19 protein-coding genes and 2 tRNA genes are annotated in these 15,700 nt (G+C 58.7%); 6 read left to right on the top strand and 15 right to left on the bottom strand.

Annotation, left to right across the window (positions count from 1 at the left end; genetic code table 11):
• Positions 1–122: 122 nt before the first annotated feature.
• Positions 123–1,217, bottom strand: coding sequence for a hypothetical protein (locus C3Y91_RS14595; RefSeq protein ID WP_168575499.1), 1,095 nt, complete (start codon positions 1,215–1,217; stop codon positions 123–125).
• Between the two features lie 603 nt (positions 1,218–1,820).
• Here C3Y91_RS14595 and C3Y91_RS14590 point away from each other — a divergent pair.
• The 4 genes from C3Y91_RS14590 (at position 1,821) to C3Y91_RS14575 (ending at position 5,963) form a co-directional block, all read left to right on the top strand.
• Positions 1,821–2,396: a hypothetical protein gene (locus C3Y91_RS14590; RefSeq protein WP_018072494.1), complete on the top strand. Its 576-nt coding sequence runs from the start codon at positions 1,821–1,823 to the stop codon at positions 2,394–2,396.
• Positions 2,397–2,486: 90 nt separating this feature from the next.
• The gene (locus C3Y91_RS14585; RefSeq protein ID WP_024320988.1) at positions 2,487–4,202 is read left to right on the top strand and encodes a type I secretion system permease/ATPase; all 1,716 of its coding nucleotides are present in this window, start codon (positions 2,487–2,489) and stop codon (positions 4,200–4,202) included.
• 14 nt (positions 4,203–4,216) lie between these two features.
• The gene (locus tag C3Y91_RS14580) at positions 4,217–5,677 is read left to right on the top strand and encodes an HlyD family type I secretion periplasmic adaptor subunit (RefSeq protein WP_024320989.1); all 1,461 of its coding nucleotides are present in this window, start codon (positions 4,217–4,219) and stop codon (positions 5,675–5,677) included.
• 7 nt (positions 5,678–5,684) lie between these two features.
• Positions 5,685–5,963 carry a transposase gene (locus C3Y91_RS14575; protein WP_024320990.1) on the top strand — a complete coding sequence of 93 codons (279 nt, stop codon included), beginning with the start codon at positions 5,685–5,687 and terminating at the stop codon, positions 5,961–5,963.
• A gap of 287 nt (positions 5,964–6,250) precedes the next feature.
• Here C3Y91_RS14575 and C3Y91_RS14570 read toward each other — a convergent pair whose 3' ends face one another.
• The 12 genes from C3Y91_RS14570 to C3Y91_RS14515 form a co-directional block, all read right to left on the bottom strand.
• Positions 6,251–6,598, bottom strand: coding sequence for a helix-turn-helix domain-containing protein (locus C3Y91_RS14570; RefSeq protein WP_003545376.1), 348 nt, complete (start codon positions 6,596–6,598; stop codon positions 6,251–6,253).
• A 9-nt stretch (positions 6,599–6,607) separates the two neighbouring features.
• The gene (locus tag C3Y91_RS14565) at positions 6,608–6,853 is read right to left on the bottom strand and encodes a type II toxin-antitoxin system RelE family toxin (protein WP_130671923.1); all 246 of its coding nucleotides are present in this window, start codon (positions 6,851–6,853) and stop codon (positions 6,608–6,610) included.
• A gap of 151 nt (positions 6,854–7,004) precedes the next feature.
• Positions 7,005–7,080, bottom strand: a tRNA-Phe gene (locus tag C3Y91_RS14560).
• Positions 7,081–7,259: 179 nt separating this feature from the next.
• Positions 7,260–7,472 carry a DNA gyrase inhibitor YacG gene (gene yacG / locus C3Y91_RS14555; protein ID WP_018072488.1) on the bottom strand — a complete coding sequence of 71 codons (213 nt, stop codon included), beginning with the start codon at positions 7,470–7,472 and terminating at the stop codon, positions 7,260–7,262.
• Between the two features lie 135 nt (positions 7,473–7,607).
• Entirely contained in the window at positions 7,608–8,228 is a 621-nt protein-coding gene (locus tag C3Y91_RS14550) for a Maf-like protein (RefSeq protein ID WP_003545339.1), read from the bottom strand.
• 57 nt (positions 8,229–8,285) lie between these two features.
• Positions 8,286–8,504 carry a translation initiation factor IF-1 gene (gene infA, locus C3Y91_RS14545; protein WP_003545338.1) on the bottom strand — a complete coding sequence of 73 codons (219 nt, stop codon included), beginning with the start codon at positions 8,502–8,504 and terminating at the stop codon, positions 8,286–8,288.
• Positions 8,505–8,627: 123 nt separating this feature from the next.
• A complete protein-coding gene (locus C3Y91_RS14540; protein WP_018072487.1) occupies positions 8,628–9,113 on the bottom strand; it encodes an arsenate-mycothiol transferase ArsC in 486 nt (161 codons plus the stop codon).
• Positions 9,110–9,583, bottom strand: coding sequence for a UPF0262 family protein (locus tag C3Y91_RS14535; RefSeq protein WP_018072486.1), 474 nt, complete (start codon positions 9,581–9,583; stop codon positions 9,110–9,112). Before C3Y91_RS14535 ends, C3Y91_RS14540 begins: the two co-directional genes overlap by 4 nt.
• A gap of 4 nt (positions 9,584–9,587) precedes the next feature.
• The gene (gene hisD / locus C3Y91_RS14530) at positions 9,588–10,886 is read right to left on the bottom strand and encodes a histidinol dehydrogenase (RefSeq protein WP_168575498.1); all 1,299 of its coding nucleotides are present in this window, start codon (positions 10,884–10,886) and stop codon (positions 9,588–9,590) included.
• A gap of 116 nt (positions 10,887–11,002) precedes the next feature.
• Positions 11,003–11,434 (bottom strand): DUF2948 family protein, encoded by a 432-nt coding sequence (locus C3Y91_RS14525; RefSeq protein ID WP_018072484.1) that lies wholly within the window; start codon positions 11,432–11,434, stop codon positions 11,003–11,005.
• 108 nt (positions 11,435–11,542) lie between these two features.
• Positions 11,543–12,835 carry a UDP-N-acetylglucosamine 1-carboxyvinyltransferase gene (murA, locus tag C3Y91_RS14520; protein WP_018072483.1) on the bottom strand — a complete coding sequence of 431 codons (1,293 nt, stop codon included), beginning with the start codon at positions 12,833–12,835 and terminating at the stop codon, positions 11,543–11,545.
• Between the two features lie 107 nt (positions 12,836–12,942).
• The gene (locus C3Y91_RS14515; RefSeq protein ID WP_003556333.1) at positions 12,943–13,137 is read right to left on the bottom strand and encodes a hypothetical protein; all 195 of its coding nucleotides are present in this window, start codon (positions 13,135–13,137) and stop codon (positions 12,943–12,945) included.
• A 153-nt stretch (positions 13,138–13,290) separates the two neighbouring features.
• Between C3Y91_RS14515 and C3Y91_RS14510 the strand changes: the two genes are divergently transcribed.
• Positions 13,291–13,365, top strand: a tRNA-Thr gene (locus C3Y91_RS14510).
• A gap of 183 nt (positions 13,366–13,548) precedes the next feature.
• Here the strand turns inward: C3Y91_RS14510 and C3Y91_RS14505 are convergent.
• A complete protein-coding gene (locus tag C3Y91_RS14505; RefSeq protein ID WP_168575497.1) occupies positions 13,549–14,403 on the bottom strand; it encodes a DUF3800 domain-containing protein in 855 nt (284 codons plus the stop codon).
• Positions 14,404–14,587: 184 nt separating this feature from the next.
• The gene (locus C3Y91_RS14500; protein WP_168575496.1) at positions 14,588–15,004 is read right to left on the bottom strand and encodes a hypothetical protein; all 417 of its coding nucleotides are present in this window, start codon (positions 15,002–15,004) and stop codon (positions 14,588–14,590) included.
• A gap of 307 nt (positions 15,005–15,311) precedes the next feature.
• On the opposite strand from C3Y91_RS14500, the gene C3Y91_RS14495 reads away from it, so the two are divergent.
• Complete coding sequence (locus tag C3Y91_RS14495; RefSeq protein WP_017990228.1) at positions 15,312–15,554, top strand: DUF982 domain-containing protein; 243 nt, start codon at positions 15,312–15,314, stop codon at positions 15,552–15,554.
• Positions 15,555–15,700 lie beyond the last annotated feature (146 nt).

Genomic DNA, 15,700 nt, shown 5'->3' with positions numbered 1-15,700 from the left:
CAATGCAAGTGGGGAGGCTATCCGCCAGAGCAATTCCAGCAAAAGTGCATAGCGGTTTTGCGTCCGGAATTGCGTGGAAACAAAGAGAGCATTTCCGTGCTTCGAAGAAAAATGGAAAGGCTCTAGCTATGCATGAAGCTCAGAATGTCGTCTACGAGAGCCGAATGGGCGTCCGTGAGGTTACCGTCTCCGCCGTGGCCTGCGATGCCGGCCAACTGGAGCGCATGTTGATCATAGAGAACATGGTCGACCTGTTGGGCGTCCGCCGTCCCACCGGCGGGAACGGCAATGTTGATGGGATGGAAATAGCCGAAATTGACATCGACCATGCTGCCGGTTGACGATCCGACCCCGTCACCGCCACCGCCGAGCGCATGGTTGCCGGTGAAAATCGTGTCTGACGACAGGTTGAAGCCACCGCCATTGCCGCCGATGCCTGCGATCTGCACAGCTCCCTGATCGAAAATGACATTGTTTGTCTGATGGGCCTCCGCCGAGCCGCCCGCGGCGCCGATGGCGATATTGATCGGCGAGAAGATGGCGATACTCACGTCAACCATAGTGCCGACGAAATATCCATCGCCACCATGACCTGCATAAAAGTCGCCGGTCAATGTGAGCGCAGTTCCCGGGCTCATCGACGGGCCATGGCTCGCGACGTTATGGTCTCCGCCCGAGCCGCCCATGCCGCCGATCTGGGTTGCGCCCTGTAGGAACAGGGCGTTGTTCGATTGGTCAGCGTGAGCCGTCGCGCCGGGGCCTGCAGCCACGGCGGTATTGACGGGGGCAAACAGCGCGACTTCGGTGCTTACGAGTCCACCGTAGAAAAGCCCACTGCCCCCGGTGCCGGCATGATTGGTGCCATCGCCGCTGCCGACGGCAACATTGCCGCTTCCGCCATTCCCGCCTATCCCGGCCATTTCGGTGGGATGCTGATTGATGAGCGCATCATTGCCCTGGAAAGCGTCGGCACCCGAATGAGGTCCCGCAATAGCGGCATTGGACGGCATGAAAACGGCCGACGCGTTGCTGCTGATCACGCCTTCGCTTATCCCGTCACCACCGCTGCCGGCTGAATTAGAGCTTGGACCGGAAGCGACATCCAATGGAAGCCAAGTCGGCACCAGCGCCAGATGTCCCGCGGCCACATTGGAGGCGAGGTGTTGATCGGTGCCCGCCTTGGGCAAGTCTTCCAATAAGGAACGAGTTTCCGCCATTACCGTCTCCATCCGCGGTCAACCGCACGTCCACCGAGCGTGCGGCGCCATGCAGCCTGAATTGTTCAGGCATTGTGCCTCTGAACGTCAGAAAAGCAGAGCCTGCAATTCGTCTACATCCCATCGGCTAGTTCTGTAGCCATTTGGCCGTCATGACCGCAGCGCCCGTTGTGCGAGTTTGCGAGCACTCAATCCCCGTTTGGGTTAGAGGCCCTACATCTTGCACCCTCGTTCTCGCGGCGGGTCATGAAAGCTTTTCAGCTCCAAGCGGGGGTCTCCTCCGCCAAGCGCAGCCTGATCAGAAGCCCGGAATGCAGTCGGTTCGCTTGGGCGGCCGTTGTTTCGAAAAGCGGCGTCGTTTCGACGAGGTCGCAGACATGATCATGACAATGCCATCCGGCCTCAAATCACTTCGTACTAATCAAAAATAACGCTTCGTCACCTGCAAGTATACATCCGAAGGAACATCACCGAATATCTAGATAGTTCACAGATTAAATCGCAGGCAGTATTTGACTGCGGTTGTATTGGCTGGCGGTGACATGCTGGATACCCACGCCGTAAAAGTAACACTGATGAAACGAAGTAGAAGGAGTGACATCAATGCCTATTCCACAGATATCCGACACGATTCATCTCAACAACCCGGATGCGGGTGACGCGAAGGCCGGCAACGGCGGAGATGGCCACAACGATGGGAACATCAACTACAACCCGGTTGCATATGTGGACCCCGTGCAAACGGTCTACGGGGCGGATACCCATCTGCACAATGGCGATCACGTTTGGCAGAAGGCAGGTTGGGACGCCGGCAGTGGCGGAGACGGTGGCTTTGCTCAGGCCAAGAACGGCTTCCTGGCGGCGGTCACGAACAGCGGCGACGGCGGCGCGGGGGGAGATTCCCACTCCAACGGCAGCCAAGGAAACTCGAGCGGCGGCGACACGGCTACCGTGAATGCGGCGACGACCGCGACACAATATACGCAGCTTCTGGCCGATCAGCATGCGACCATCCTCGCAGGCGTCGGCGGCAACGGCGGCAACGGAAACAACGCTCTGGGCGGCGATATCTCGTCAGCTCTGGTTCACACGGATCCCGAAACGACGACGGTGAACAATTCTCTCGATCACTTCATAAACGCCTTCGGCCATATCGACGTCGACCATCTCGGCTCCTGAACTCAGACCTCAAGGGCCGCTGGTTTCGGCCGGCGGCCCTCAAGGTAAGCAGCCTCTTCTTGTCAGTATCAAGTGCAGCGAGATCTGATAATGACAACAATTTCCATAAAGCCACCGCGCCCGCCGACACAGCTTGTTGTTGCGCTCCGGGCTTGTGCCGGGGCATTCGGGCTGGTCTTCCTCTATAGCTGCGGCTACAATCTCTTTCTTCTCGCGCCGTCCATCTATCTCCTGCAGATCTATGACAGGGTCCTGTCGAGCCGAAGCGCTGATACGCTCCTGATGCTGACGATGATCATCGCCATCGGCGTGATGGTCGGGTCCACGCTGGATATCGTGCGCAGAGCAGCTCTTTCGCGCATCGGCAGTTGGCTGGACCACAGGCTGCGGCCCATGGTGCTGACAGCATCGTTCGAATATGCCGCTCGCGCCGATACGGGAGCCGCCACGGAATGCTACAGGGACCTGGCCGCACTACGCCAGTTCCTCGATTCACCGGCTAGCTCGCTCTTTTTTGATGTTCCCTGGGCACCGGTATTCCTGTTCCTGCTCTTTCTTGTTCATCCGCTGCTTGGGACCATCGGTCTTCTGAGCGCGCTTGCACTTCTGCTGTTTGCGTTCCTGACGGACCTGGCGACGAGAGAGCCGCTTGCCTACGCCAATCTTGCCCTTTCGAGGAGCTATATCCGATTTGCGACCGCCCTCAAAAACATCGAGGTGATCCGGGCAATGGGCATGCAGGATGGCGCAGCGCTGATCGTCTATCGCGATGCGGAAATGGCAAGAAGGGCGCAGGACATCGCGATGCATCGAACGGAGATCATTCTTGGTTTCTCCAAATCGATCCGCACCCTCGCGCAGATCCTCATGATGGGATCCGCCACCTGGCTGGTGCTCGCAAACAATGGCAGTGCCGGGATCATCTTCGTTGCGAGCCTGCTGCTCGGACGCGGGCTTGCACCAATCGAGGGCGCAATAGGTGCATGGCGCTCCTTTACGTTTGCGCGCAATGCCTTCACTCGCTTGAACGGAATGCTGATATCAGTTGCATCTGAACACGATGCTCGAATGGTGCCGTTACCGGAACCCAATGGCCTCGTTCTCGATAACGTCAGCTATATCAAGCCATTCGCCGATCGGCCGATATTGACAGGCATCACATTGCGCCTCGCGCCCGGCGATTGCATAGCGCTCATCGGTCCTTCGGGATCGGGAAAATCGACACTCGGTCGCGTCATAGCAGGCGTTGTGCAAGCAACGAGCGGATGTGCTCTTCTCGGCGGGGTCGATATCTCAGCTCTGCGCCTTTGCGGGGGGACCCGCCACGTCGGATATCTGCCACAGGACATCGAACTTTTCGGCGGAGCGATCAAGGATGTGATCGGCCGGCTGGACGGAGGAGATCCCGGCAAAGCGATCGACGCCGCAAAGCTGGTTGGCTTGCACGACGCGATCATGCGGCTGCCCCAGGGCTACGAGACCGATATCGGTGAAGGTGGAAACCTGCTCCTTCGAGCGCAGCGCCAACAGCTGGGCTTGGCACGGGCGGCCTATGGAAATCCGTCTCTGATCGTTCTCGACGATCCGAATTCGAGCCTGGATTATGACGGCGAACGCATGCTGTTCACGGCAATCGAGCGCATGAAATCCAGGGGGATGACCGTCGTTATCATGACTCACCGGATGGGGATCCTACCGGTCACCAACAAGATTGCCATCATGCGTAACGGGACGGTGGCAGCCTTCGGCGACAGCGAGCGGATTTACGAAACCTATCTTCAACCACCGTCGCGAACAGGAACATAGGGAGAAACGCTGCCATGGCCCTTGTTCAACTGGACGCAACGCCGGCGAAATTTTCAAATTCGTCATTTCCAGATTCGTCGGGGACGGGTCGGCGGTTGGTTCCACGATCGACAGCGACGGCCAGGCAACAGACGGCCTATTTGCCGGTGATCGAGTCGAAACAGCGCGGACCCGCCCCCCCTTCGCCCATGCCGGGGCTCAGAGGTGTTGTTTGGACGGGGAACTTGTTGATCCTGGTCTTCATAGTCGGATTGGGAATCTGGTCGGTCCTGGCGCCGCTGCAAAGCGCTGCGATCGCATCCGGCGTTGTCGAACCGGAGTCCAGCCGCAAGACCATTCAGCATCTGGAAGGCGGGATTGTCCGACGGATACTCGTTAAAAACGGCGATGCGGTCATGGGCGGGCAAATCGTGATAGAGCTCGACGATACGAAGTCCCGCTCGGAGCGCGACAGCATTCAAGGGCAACTTTGGGACGCCGAAGGAAGCCGCGCCCGCCTGCTTGCGGAGCAGACGGGCGGCGACCATGTCGCCTATCCTGAGGATCTCAGGGCAGCAATGGACAAATATCCTTCGGTCAGCGCAATTCTGATCGGGCAACAGAAAATCTTCGAAGCCCGTCGCCGGGTCATGCAGGCGGAAATTCAGATCGCCAACGAAAAGATCGCGCAGGTGCGGCAAGAAATCGTCGGACTTGGCGCGCAGAAGGCAGCACTGGCCGACAGAGCGACAATCTCGAGCCAAGAACTGGATCAGGTTACGATCCTCAGCGCCAAAGGACTGGAAAGAAGGAGCAGACTTCTCAACCTCCAGCGGGAAAAAGCAGACCTTGATGGCCAGCAGGGTCAAGTCGAGGCACAGATCTCTCGCGCCTACCAGGTGATCAGCGGGTCGCAGGCCGATCTCGCAAAGCTGGAGAGCGACCGGTTGAGCGAAGTCGCCCAAGGCATGCGCGATACGGAGAGCCGGATCATGCAACTGCGCGAGCGTTTGCGGGCGATCGACGACCAACTCTCAAGGACCGATATCCGTGCTCCCGAAGATGGAACAATCATGAACCTGCGCATCCACACATCAGGTGGGGTGATCGGCGCGGGTGAACCGCTCGTCGATCTTCTGCCACGCTCCGATCGCCTTGTCGTGTCTGCCCACGTCAGACCGGAAGACATCAATCTTGTCCATGCCGGGCTCGAGGCACAGGTCCACCTCCTTCCATACAATCAGCGGCGCGTTCCACTCCTGAAAGGTCGAGTGGAGTATGTATCAGCGGACCGTCTCACCGATCCGCAGAGCGGCCAGCCCTACTTTGCCGCGACAATCCGTGTAACGGACGAGCGGTTGGCGAAAATGAAAGATGTCGAGCTGGTCGCCGGGATGCCCGCACAGACACTGATCGAAACCGGCAAAAGCAGCGTGGCGCTCTATGCTGTCAGACCACTCCTCGACAGTTTCAACAGAGCATTTCGCGAGGACTGAGACCGTGATGGGCAAGCGAAAATTCGACGATGATCAGATTACCGGTATTCTGAAGGAGCACCAAGCCGGAGTGACGGTGGCAGATGTTTGCCACAAGCACGGTATCAGCGAGCCGACCTTCTATCGGTGGCAATCCTTGCAGTTCGGAAATGTCGGTCTCCATGCCAAAAGGGTGAGAGCACTGGAGGAAGAGAACCAGAAGCTCAAGAAGCTTTTGGCCGAATCCATGCTCTCGGCGGCAACACTGAGCGAGATGCTGGCGAAGACATTGAAAGGGCGACACTAACCCTTCAAACTGAGGGGTTTGTTGGCCGCCTTCTGGCCCTGCATATCAGGAGGGCGGGATCATATTTTTGGACGAGGGAGCCTCCCCAAGTGGGGCAAAGGGATACGGCTCGAAAAACAGTAAGCTCGATCACAACGTGGCCGCCCGGCGCGTCTACGTCTTCAAGCGCAGGCTGCCGATCGTTACTTCCGGTGTAATGAACAGGTCCAACATGTTGCGGAATGCGGCATTCGCGAATTCACGATCGTCGGTGCTCATCAGTCCTCCCATGTGGGGATGCGTATGCATCAAGCCACATCGTCAAGGTCGACGTCCAGCGCGCTGGCGATCGACCTGAGTGCGTCCAGGGAGCCCTCCTTCTTTCCGGTCTCGATTTCGGAAAGGTAGGGCTGGGAGAGCCCGGACTTTTCAGCCAGCTCCTTGATACTCATGCCGCGATGCTTACGGAACACCCGGACAGGATCTTCACCGGCGATCAGCGCCTTGACGACGTCTTCAGGCCAGGTCTCTTCGCCAGCGTCGATACGCGCCTTTGCGGCACGCGCGTCGCTGACGTCGACAAGGTCCTGATAGTCGTCTTCGGAAAGCAGCACGTACCCCTTGCCGTCGATAGTCAGTTTCTGGATTTCACCCATGGTGGTCTCCTATTCGTTATAGACGTCGCCGCGTGGGCCGGCCTTGATGACGAGGACCTGCATGGTCTGATCGTCGATGATGACGCGGTCCTGCCCGACACGAATTCGAAAAAATTCGCTGCCTTGCAGCTTCTTGAGGTCGACCGTCTCGCCGTTGGCGAAGGCTTCGACCTTGGCGACGATCGCCGCTGCGCGCTTCGGCTGCATCTTGCGGAGTGCCTTCGCGGCAGCCTTGCTGTAGGCGATCCTTTTCATGAGCCAAATATAGCTGAAAGCGAATTATTTTTCAACAATAATATTGCCAATGGCGATATTTGTGAAATTCTGCAGGTTCTTTCGATCGGATGCCCGCGCGCACCGATGATGCGGATATAAAAAAATACAATGAAAACTACGTTGATAGCAGTGGTGCCCAGGACCGGAATCGAACCAGTGACACGCGGATTTTCAATCCGCTGCTCTACCAACTGAGCTACCTGGGCTAACCTGCTTCCGATGGTCCCTTTTCGAAAAAGAACCGTGGGGCCTTGGTTCACCCCGGAAGCGAGCGGGGTTATAGCATCTTGTTCGCCCATGGCAAGCGTCAAATGACTCTTTTTTGACGGTCTTGCCGGCTTTGCGGATTCATGAGGAAAAATAAGAGCTTCGCGGGCGGAATTCTCTAGTTTTCCTCATCCGGATAATCAGCCTTCGTCTCGTCGTCGGCAACCGGAATGGCATAGGCTCCGGTCAGCCAGCGGGAGAGGTCGGCCTCGCGGCAGCGGTTTGAGCAGAAGGGGTAATGCTCGCGGTGGGAAGGTTTGCCGCATTCGGGGCAAGGGCGCGTCTTGCGCAGCGGTTCGACCTTGGCGGCCGGTTTCTTGTCTTCAGGCATATCGGTCCGTCCTAAAGCATGTCGCGTAAAAGTGTGTAGCGGTCTTGCGACAACGACATGCGTAAAAACAAAGCCTTAAAGCGCGACGCGCGGATCTGAAAAATCGTGACGCACTTTAAGCATCGGCCGTCGGGCTCAGCCCTCGGGCCACCGGCTATGCACATCGAAGCCTTCGCCGGTCAAAAGCAGAATGGTTTCATAAAGCGGCAGGCCGACGACATTGGTGTAGGAGCCCACCATCTTCTGCACGAAGGTGCCGGCGAGGCCCTGGATGCCGTAGGCGCCTGCCTTGCCGCGCCACTGGCCGGAGGCCAGGTAATTCTCGATCTCGAAGCCGGAGAGACGCTTGAAGCGCACCTTGGTCTCGACGATCTTTTGACGGACCTTGCGATCCGGGGTCACCAGGCAAACGCCGGTGTAGACCATATGGTTGCGTCCCGAGAGGAGATGCAGCGAGTTCAACGCCTCGTCAGCGAACTCAGCCTTGCCGAGAATTCGCCGGCCAACGGCGACCACCGTATCGGCAGACAGGATATAGCTGCCCTTCCAGGTGATATCGCCCTTGATGGCGGCAAGGGCTGCTTCGGCCTTCTCAGCCGAAAGCCTGCGGGCGAGCGAACGCGGATGCTCCGACTTCTTCGGCGCCTCGTCGATATCCATCGGCATCAGGCGCGAGGGCTCGATGCCGGCCTGGTTGAGCAGGTCGACGCGACGGGGCGAGCCCGAGGCCAGAATGAGCTTGTATTTCAGCGCCATGGAACCTCGACCATCGGCAGACGGGAGCAAAAACCCTTGCAGGACCTTCGGGCGAACTTACTTGAAACGGTAGGTGATGCGGCCTTTGGTCAAATCGTAGGGCGTCATTTCCACAAGCACCTTGTCGCCGGCGAGAACGCGAATGCGGTTCTTGCGCATGCGGCCGGCGGTGTGGGCGATGATCTCGTGTTCGTTTTCGAGCTTCACGCGGAACGTCGCATTCGGCAGAAGTTCGGTGACGATTCCCGGGAATTCGAGGACTTCTTCTTTAGGCATATAAGTGTTTTCTTCCTGTGGGTTGAATAGGCAGCGCAGCGCGCGCCTTTAAAATTTGGGCGGAAACTACACAATCAACGCAGGTTTGTGAACCTCGTTGATCAGGCTTTCCTTTATTTGTTTTCATGCCGATTGCGCGGCAATGCCATTTCGTTTGAGTAGCCGGCTTTCGATGAGGCCGGCCAGATGATCGCGGACCTCGCGATAGCTCTCCAGAATCTGCTCGCGCGTTCCGATTGCAACCGTCGGATCCATGGTCGGCCAGTAGACGACATCGACCGCATTCGACCGGGTCAGCTCAAGTGCTGCATGATGGGCCTGCGGTGACAGCGTGATGATCAGATCGAAATAATCATCCTCGAGTTCTTCCAGCGTCTGCGGCTGGCGGCGCCCGAGGGAAAGCCCGATTTCATCGAGCACGGCATCCACGAAGGGATCGCGCTCGCCGGCGCGAACGCCAGCAGACCTGATATAGGTGTTGGCCGGCAGAATGCTACGGGCGATCGCTTCGGCTATCGGCGAGCGGATGGCATTCATCCCGCACATGAAGAGGATGGCGCCTGGCCGCTTTCCCTCCTCGACATCGGCGGCGCGCTCCATTGCCGTCATCCGCGCCAGTAGAGCACGCAGACCAGCGTGAAAAGGCGCCGGGCGGTATCGAAATCGACCTCTATCTTGCCGGCCAGCCTATCCTTCAGCGTCTGCGAGCCTTCATTGTGGATGCCGCGCCGGCCCATATCGATCGCCTCGATGCGGCTCGGCGTCGACGAACGGATCGCTTCGTAATAGCTCTCGCAGATCATGAAGTAATCCTTGACGATCCGCCGGAAGGGCGTGAGCGACAGGATATGGGTGGCGACGCCGCCGCCCTCTTCGGTGGTGATGGCAAAAACCAGTTTCGAATCGACCAGCGAGATGTTCAGCCGGTAAGGTCCGCCGACATGGCCGAGCGGCTCGAACTTGTTCTCCTCGATCAGATCGAAGATGGCGACCGCGCGTTCATGCTCGACATCGGGCGTCGAACGGCCGATCGTATCGTCAAGGACGACGTCGCAAAGCCGGAATTCGCCCTTCGCCATGCCCTCACCTTTCGAGGTTGAGGCGGATCGCGACCGATCGCGCATGGGCATCGAGGCCTTCGGAAACGGCAAGGGCGATCGCCGCCGGGCCAAGGGTGCGGAGCTGCTGGGGCCCAAGGCGCAGGATCGAGGTGCGCTTGACGAAATCGAGCACCGAAAGGCCGGATGAGAAGCGCGCCGAACGCGCCGTCGGCAGAACATGGTTCGAACCGCCGACATAATCGCCGATGACCTCAGGCGTATGGGCGCCCATGAAGATCGCGCCGGCATTGCGGATGCCGTCGAGCAGCCGGTCCGGATCGACGACGGCGAGCTCCAGATGCTCGGCAGCGATACGGTTTGCCAAGGGAATGGCCTGCTTGAGATCGGCAACGAGGATGACCGCGCCGAAATCCCGCCAGCTCGCTGCCGCCGTCTCGGCGCGGTTCAGCGTCTTCAGCTGGCGTTCGACCGCCTGCTCCACCGCCTTGCCGAATGCGGCATCGTCGGTGATCAGGATCGCCTGGGAACTGACGTCGTGCTCGGCCTGCGCCAGGAGGTCGGCTGCGATCCAATCCGGATTATTGTCCTTGTCGGCAATGACAAGCACCTCGGAGGGGCCGGCGATCATGTCGATGCCGACGGTGCCGAAGACATGGCGCTTGGCGGCGGCGACATAGGCATTGCCGGGGCCGGTGATCTTGGCGACCGGGGCGATCGTCTCGGTGCCGTAGGCAAGAGCCGCGATCGCCTGGGCGCCGCCGACACGATAAATCTCCGTGACGCCGACAAGCTTGGCGGCGGCAAGCACCGCCGGGTTGACGGCGCCGCCGGTGGCGGGAACGGCGATGACGATGCGATCGACGCCGGCAACCTTGGCCGGCACGGCGTTCATCAGCACCGAGCTTGGATAGCTCGCGGTGCCGCCCGGAACATAGAGCCCGACCGCTTCGATCGCCGTCCAGCGCGAGCCGAGACCGACTCCGAGGTCGTCCTCGTAGATATCGTCCTTCGGCAGCTGCCGGCGATGGTGGGATTCGATGCGGAGTGCCGCGAGCTTCAACGCCCCCAGCACTTCCGAAGGCACCGCCTCGACGGCGGCGTCGATCTCTTGAGGTGTGACGCGCATCGGGACGGTGGCGTAATCGATGCCGTCGAATTTCAGCGAATATTCGGCCAGTGCCACATCGCCGCGGGCGCGCACGTCATCGATGATGGCGCGAACGACGATGTTCACATCCTCGGAGACTTCACGTTTCGTCGTCAGAAAGGCGGCAAAATGCTGCTCGAAACCTTCCGATGCCTGATCCAGCCAGATTGCCAAGGCCGATATTCCTTCTCAACTCGAAACTGCGATGTTCAAACTTTAGGGCGTCAAACACTCATTGTTTTATGCATGTCGTTATCCCGGAACCGCTGCACACTTCCGGGCGACATGCATTAGCGGTGACGAGGCTTGGAGGAAGCCTCCCAGGCACCGCCGATATCGGCCAGCTGGACCTCGATGCATTCGACATCGAGCGCAATCGAGGCCGTGCCGGACAGCGACAGCTCGATCGTGCCCTCCGGCCCCTCGCCCGTTTGCTCGAAGCGCAGCGCCAGCAGCGACAGCACCTCGTCGCGTTTGCCACGATCGATGCCGAGCGAGCGGACGGCCAGCACGCGCTTGAAGACCAGGGCAGCCCGGCGACGCTCGAAACCCTTGCGCTTGCGCTCGGCACCTTCCCAGACGAAACGATTGGCGGCAAGCGCGAACTGCGCGTCACGCGGCGACCAGTCGATGTCGCCGACCTTGAAGACGCTGTCCTGCATATGCGCGGACATGATCGCAAGATCCTCGTTATCGAGCGCAACAAGTTTCAGGTCGGTCATTCAGCCTCATCCCATTACCGGCCTAGGCCGGGCACCGCCGGAATGGCGATGCGTCAGACAAGGGAAATAAGGCGCGGCGACCAATTACGCAACCGGGATGAACGGTGCTTACTCGCTGATGCGCTCGACGATAGCGCCGCAGCGGGTCAGCTTCTCCTCGAGCCGCTCGAAACCGCGGTCGAGGTGATAGACGCGGGAGACCGTGGTTTCGCCCTCGGCCGCAAGGCCGGCGATGACGAGCGAGACGGAGGCGCGCAGATCGGTCGCCATGACAGGCGCACCGCGCAGGCGCTCGACACCCTCGATCTTCGCCGTCTGGCCGGACAGCGAGATCCTGGCGCCGAGGCGGGCAAGCTCCTGCACATGCATGAAACGGTTTTCGAAGATGGTCTCGGTGACATGCGAGACGCCGGAGGAGCGGGTCATCAGCGCCATGAACTGCGCCTGCAGGTCGGTCGGGAAACCCGGGAAAGGATCGGTGACGATATCGACCGGCCTGATGCCGGCGCCATTGCGCTTGATGCGCATGCCGTTGTTGGTCGACGAGATTTCCGCGCCGGCGCGGCGCAGCGTTTCCACCGCGGTCTCGAGCAGCGCCACGTCGGTATTTTCGAGCACAACGTCGCCGCCGGCCATGGCGACGGCCATGGCGTAGGTGCCGGTCTCGATGCGATCCGGCAGGACGCGATGGCGGGCGCCGGAGAGCGAAGTAACGCCTTCGATGGTGATCGTCGCAGTACCCGCGCCCGATATCTTGGCGCCCATGGCGTTCAGGCAGTTGGCGAGATCGACGACCTCAGGCTCGCGGGCGGCATTGCCGATGACAGTCGTGCCGCGGGCAAGCGTTGCCGCCATCATCATCACATGGGTGGCGCCGACGGAGACCTTCGGGAAAGTGTAGCGGGCGCCGATCAGGCCGCCGGCGGGCGCCTTGGCGTTGATATAACCGGCATCGATTTCCATGGTGGCGCCGAGCGCCGTCAGGCCTTCGATGAAGAGATCGACGGGGCGCGTGCCGATGGCACAGCCGCCCGGCAGCGAAACGCGGCAATGGCCTTCGCGCGCCAGCAACGGGCCGATGACCCAGAAGGAGGCGCGCATCTTCGAAACCAGTTCATAAGATGCGGTGGTATCGACGATGGTGCGGCAGGTGAAATGGATCGTGCGCGAATAGGCGTCTTCCTGGCGCTCGCGGCGGCCGTTGACGGCGACATCGACGCCGTGATTGCCGAGGATGCGCATCAGCAGCTCGACGTCGGCCAGATGCGGCACGTTTTCGAGCGTCAGCGTATCGCTGGTCAGAAGCGAGGCGATCATCAGCGGCAGTGCGGCATTCTTGGCGCCGGAAATCGGAATGATGCCATTCAGCTCATTACCGCCGACGATTCTGATACGATCCATGTGCGCTTACGGGCCGAGCCCGCCTTTCCTGAAAGTTCTGCCTTGGAATAAGGAGTGAGGTGTTTAGGGGATTTCTCGACACGCTTCAATTCGCGACGGACGGAACATTACGATTCGTCCATTTTTGCGGCGGGCAGCCCATTTGTTTCGTCGGCTTGGCCCGAACGGCGGGCGCGGACCTGCTGTTTGCGTCGCCCCAGATTTTCCCTGAGCTTTTCGGCGGCGCGCTCGCGGCGCAATTTCGCCTGCGCTTCGATCGCCTGTTTGCGGCTCTGCTGGCCGGTTTCGGTCTTTTCATTCATGCGACAGGATTAGCTGAATTCGCGCCAATCCAAAAGTCCCTTCATCCCAATCGACGCGAAGTTGGAATTTGCGGCTTGCGCTGGCCGCCAAGCTGTGGCAATAGCCCCCCGTTCTCGCGATTGAGCCACACGGCTCGCACGGGTCCTGGTCCTGCTGCCGTAGCTCAGTGGTAGAGCACACCCTTGGTAAGGGTGAGGTCGGTGGTTCAATCCCACTCGGCAGCACCAGTTTTCTCTCAACAAATTCAGTTGGAAGACTGGCAACGCGTCTGGCGCGATCTTGCACAAAACAGCATCAAGAGTACTCGTGGCGGCCCTGAATGGATATTCAGCTTGGGAAGGTTCGTGAACCCTTGAGCAAATTCAACGCGACGTTTCACTGCGATCAACGCCGAAGTCCCACATGAACTACTACGGATATCGGGCAATACTAAAATGCGATTGTGAAGAGAATTGCGGCAAATCAAACTCCGCCGCGCCCCTTGGTAAAACCATGACGTGGTTTCCCCCTGACTGGGATTTTGCCCATCTCTCCATGGTAGGCAAGAATTCATCTTCCGAAAAGGAGATATCGACCGTCACCCTCGGAGTTCGCCGTTTGGCGGACTTCGCAAAGCCGTCAAAATCATGAGCGGTTATGCGGTGGGTCTGGTTAAGATCGCACCATTTGCGGACCCACCATACCCACAGATCTGCTGCCTGCAGCGGAAGAGAGTTCTTGTCGCTTTCGAAGGTCGGTATTCCAGCGTAGCGCTCTCGCATCATGTCGCTTCGGTTCTGCATGTATTCTGGCCAAAGCTTATCAACCACTTTCCCGCTTGAGATTTGATCCATGTGAAACTGAACCGTTTCATCCAAGGGGATCAAGTCTGCAAGCTTCTCTCTTTCAAGATGGAATTTGTCCAACAGGCAGCGAAACGCGATCCAGTAATAGTTCGGGCGATCCCATTCCACGATCTTACCAGGAATATAGATCCGCCTCATCGCTCGTTCAAAATCAGACTTATTGAAGCGCACTGAAATGTACGCTGCGACATAAAGTTGCATTACGCAATAGAAAAAGCCGACCTCTTCAAGATTGTAAGCCATTTCTTGCATGTGAAAATATCGAAGCCCAGACTCGTCCACCCGACCAAATCGCGATAAGTAGGATTGCCACTCCGTAGAGAACGAAGCCCACTCCTCCTTGGTTGATATGCAGCCGCCAATAACGTAGGCATCCTTATCCGGTGAGTAGCTTTCATCAATGTATGCGTGCCAACCCACTACAAATCTCCTGCTCAGAAACAAGCAATTAAAAACCACCCCTTCAAGGGGCAATCAACGATGGGGACAATTGTCGACGGACCACAGGCGACCCTTGGTAAAAGTGAGGTCAGTGGTTCAATCCCACTCGGCAGCACCAGTTTTTCGGTAAGAATATGACCTCCCTTTGCGCCCCACGGCAAAGCTAGTGACAGCTGGGAAGCAGCACGCTGTTGTTTGCGCAGTCGGGAATCTCGGTTACCTCGAGATAGTAAGATATAAACGGCGAAAACTGCCACTGTTCAATCAGTTCTCTGGTGACCAACACTTCGTCTTTAATTGGCGCGTGAAGCCACGAAAAAGTTCCATCGAATATACCTTCGACATAACACCGATCAAAAGTCTTAGACAAAACATAGGCAGCAACATCTATCGCCGTGCCTTCATCCTGGGGTGTCAGGGTCGCCCGCAAATATTCCCGCTGGAGTCGTGGCACGGTTTCAATGGAGAGACGCGTCAGCAGAGCGTCTTCAGCAGACACCTCTGCCCCGCGGGCGAGGACCGGCATTGCCAAGGCCCCGCAGAGAAAAGCAGCCTGGATCAGATTTCGACCTAAACCCATGTGGAGCCCTCAGCTTCGAGAGCATGGTAGCTATGATGCCGCGCCGGCGCCATAGGAATGGTTGCACCCTCCAAAAATTCCCCTTGCGCTGGGGCGTCATGATTGCAAATCCCAACGAAATTCCTGGCCCGCGCACACCGGTCGCTTGGTGAATCTCATCAAGAGGACATTTCGCCTCATCAGCCGCAATGCATTCCACCATTGCTGACGGCAAAAATCAGGCTAGAGTATTAACTAACGCAAAGTCTCCCCGGAGGAACTGGGAGATGCTGCGCTCGTTTCTGTCGAAAATCGTGGAGGAGCGTCGATGGCAACTGAAAGATGGAACAGCCCGGTCAAGGTTGGTTTCGAAGATGCCGATGCGCGAACGGTCAATGGGCCGTTCGATGCGCTGAAGTGTCTGGCGGATCTCTGGCCGAGTATGCGCGGGCTTCGTTATATCAAGGCCCGCAGCACCTGCCGGGCAGCGCTCGATGGGCGCAAGAGCGTGGAAGAAGCAAGAGCCGAGTTTCTGGCGGCAGCCGAAGAGGCGAAGCTGAAGTTGCATTAGCAGTTCGGCAAGGAATTTCGGGCGATTTTCGCCTTCTGGGCGCGCAAGCGTGCCGGAACGGGACAATGCTTTAATTTTGGTTTAACCCTGCAAGAGGTGCGTGCCGGGTTTTGGTGCAAAGGGCGTTGCGCCTGGTACAGCTGCAT

Origin of the sequence: Rhizobium ruizarguesonis (assembly GCF_012349115.1) — a bacterium.
Taxonomy (GTDB): domain Bacteria; phylum Pseudomonadota; class Alphaproteobacteria; order Rhizobiales; family Rhizobiaceae; genus Rhizobium; species Rhizobium ruizarguesonis.
This window is presented reverse-complemented; position numbering and strand designations above follow the sequence as displayed.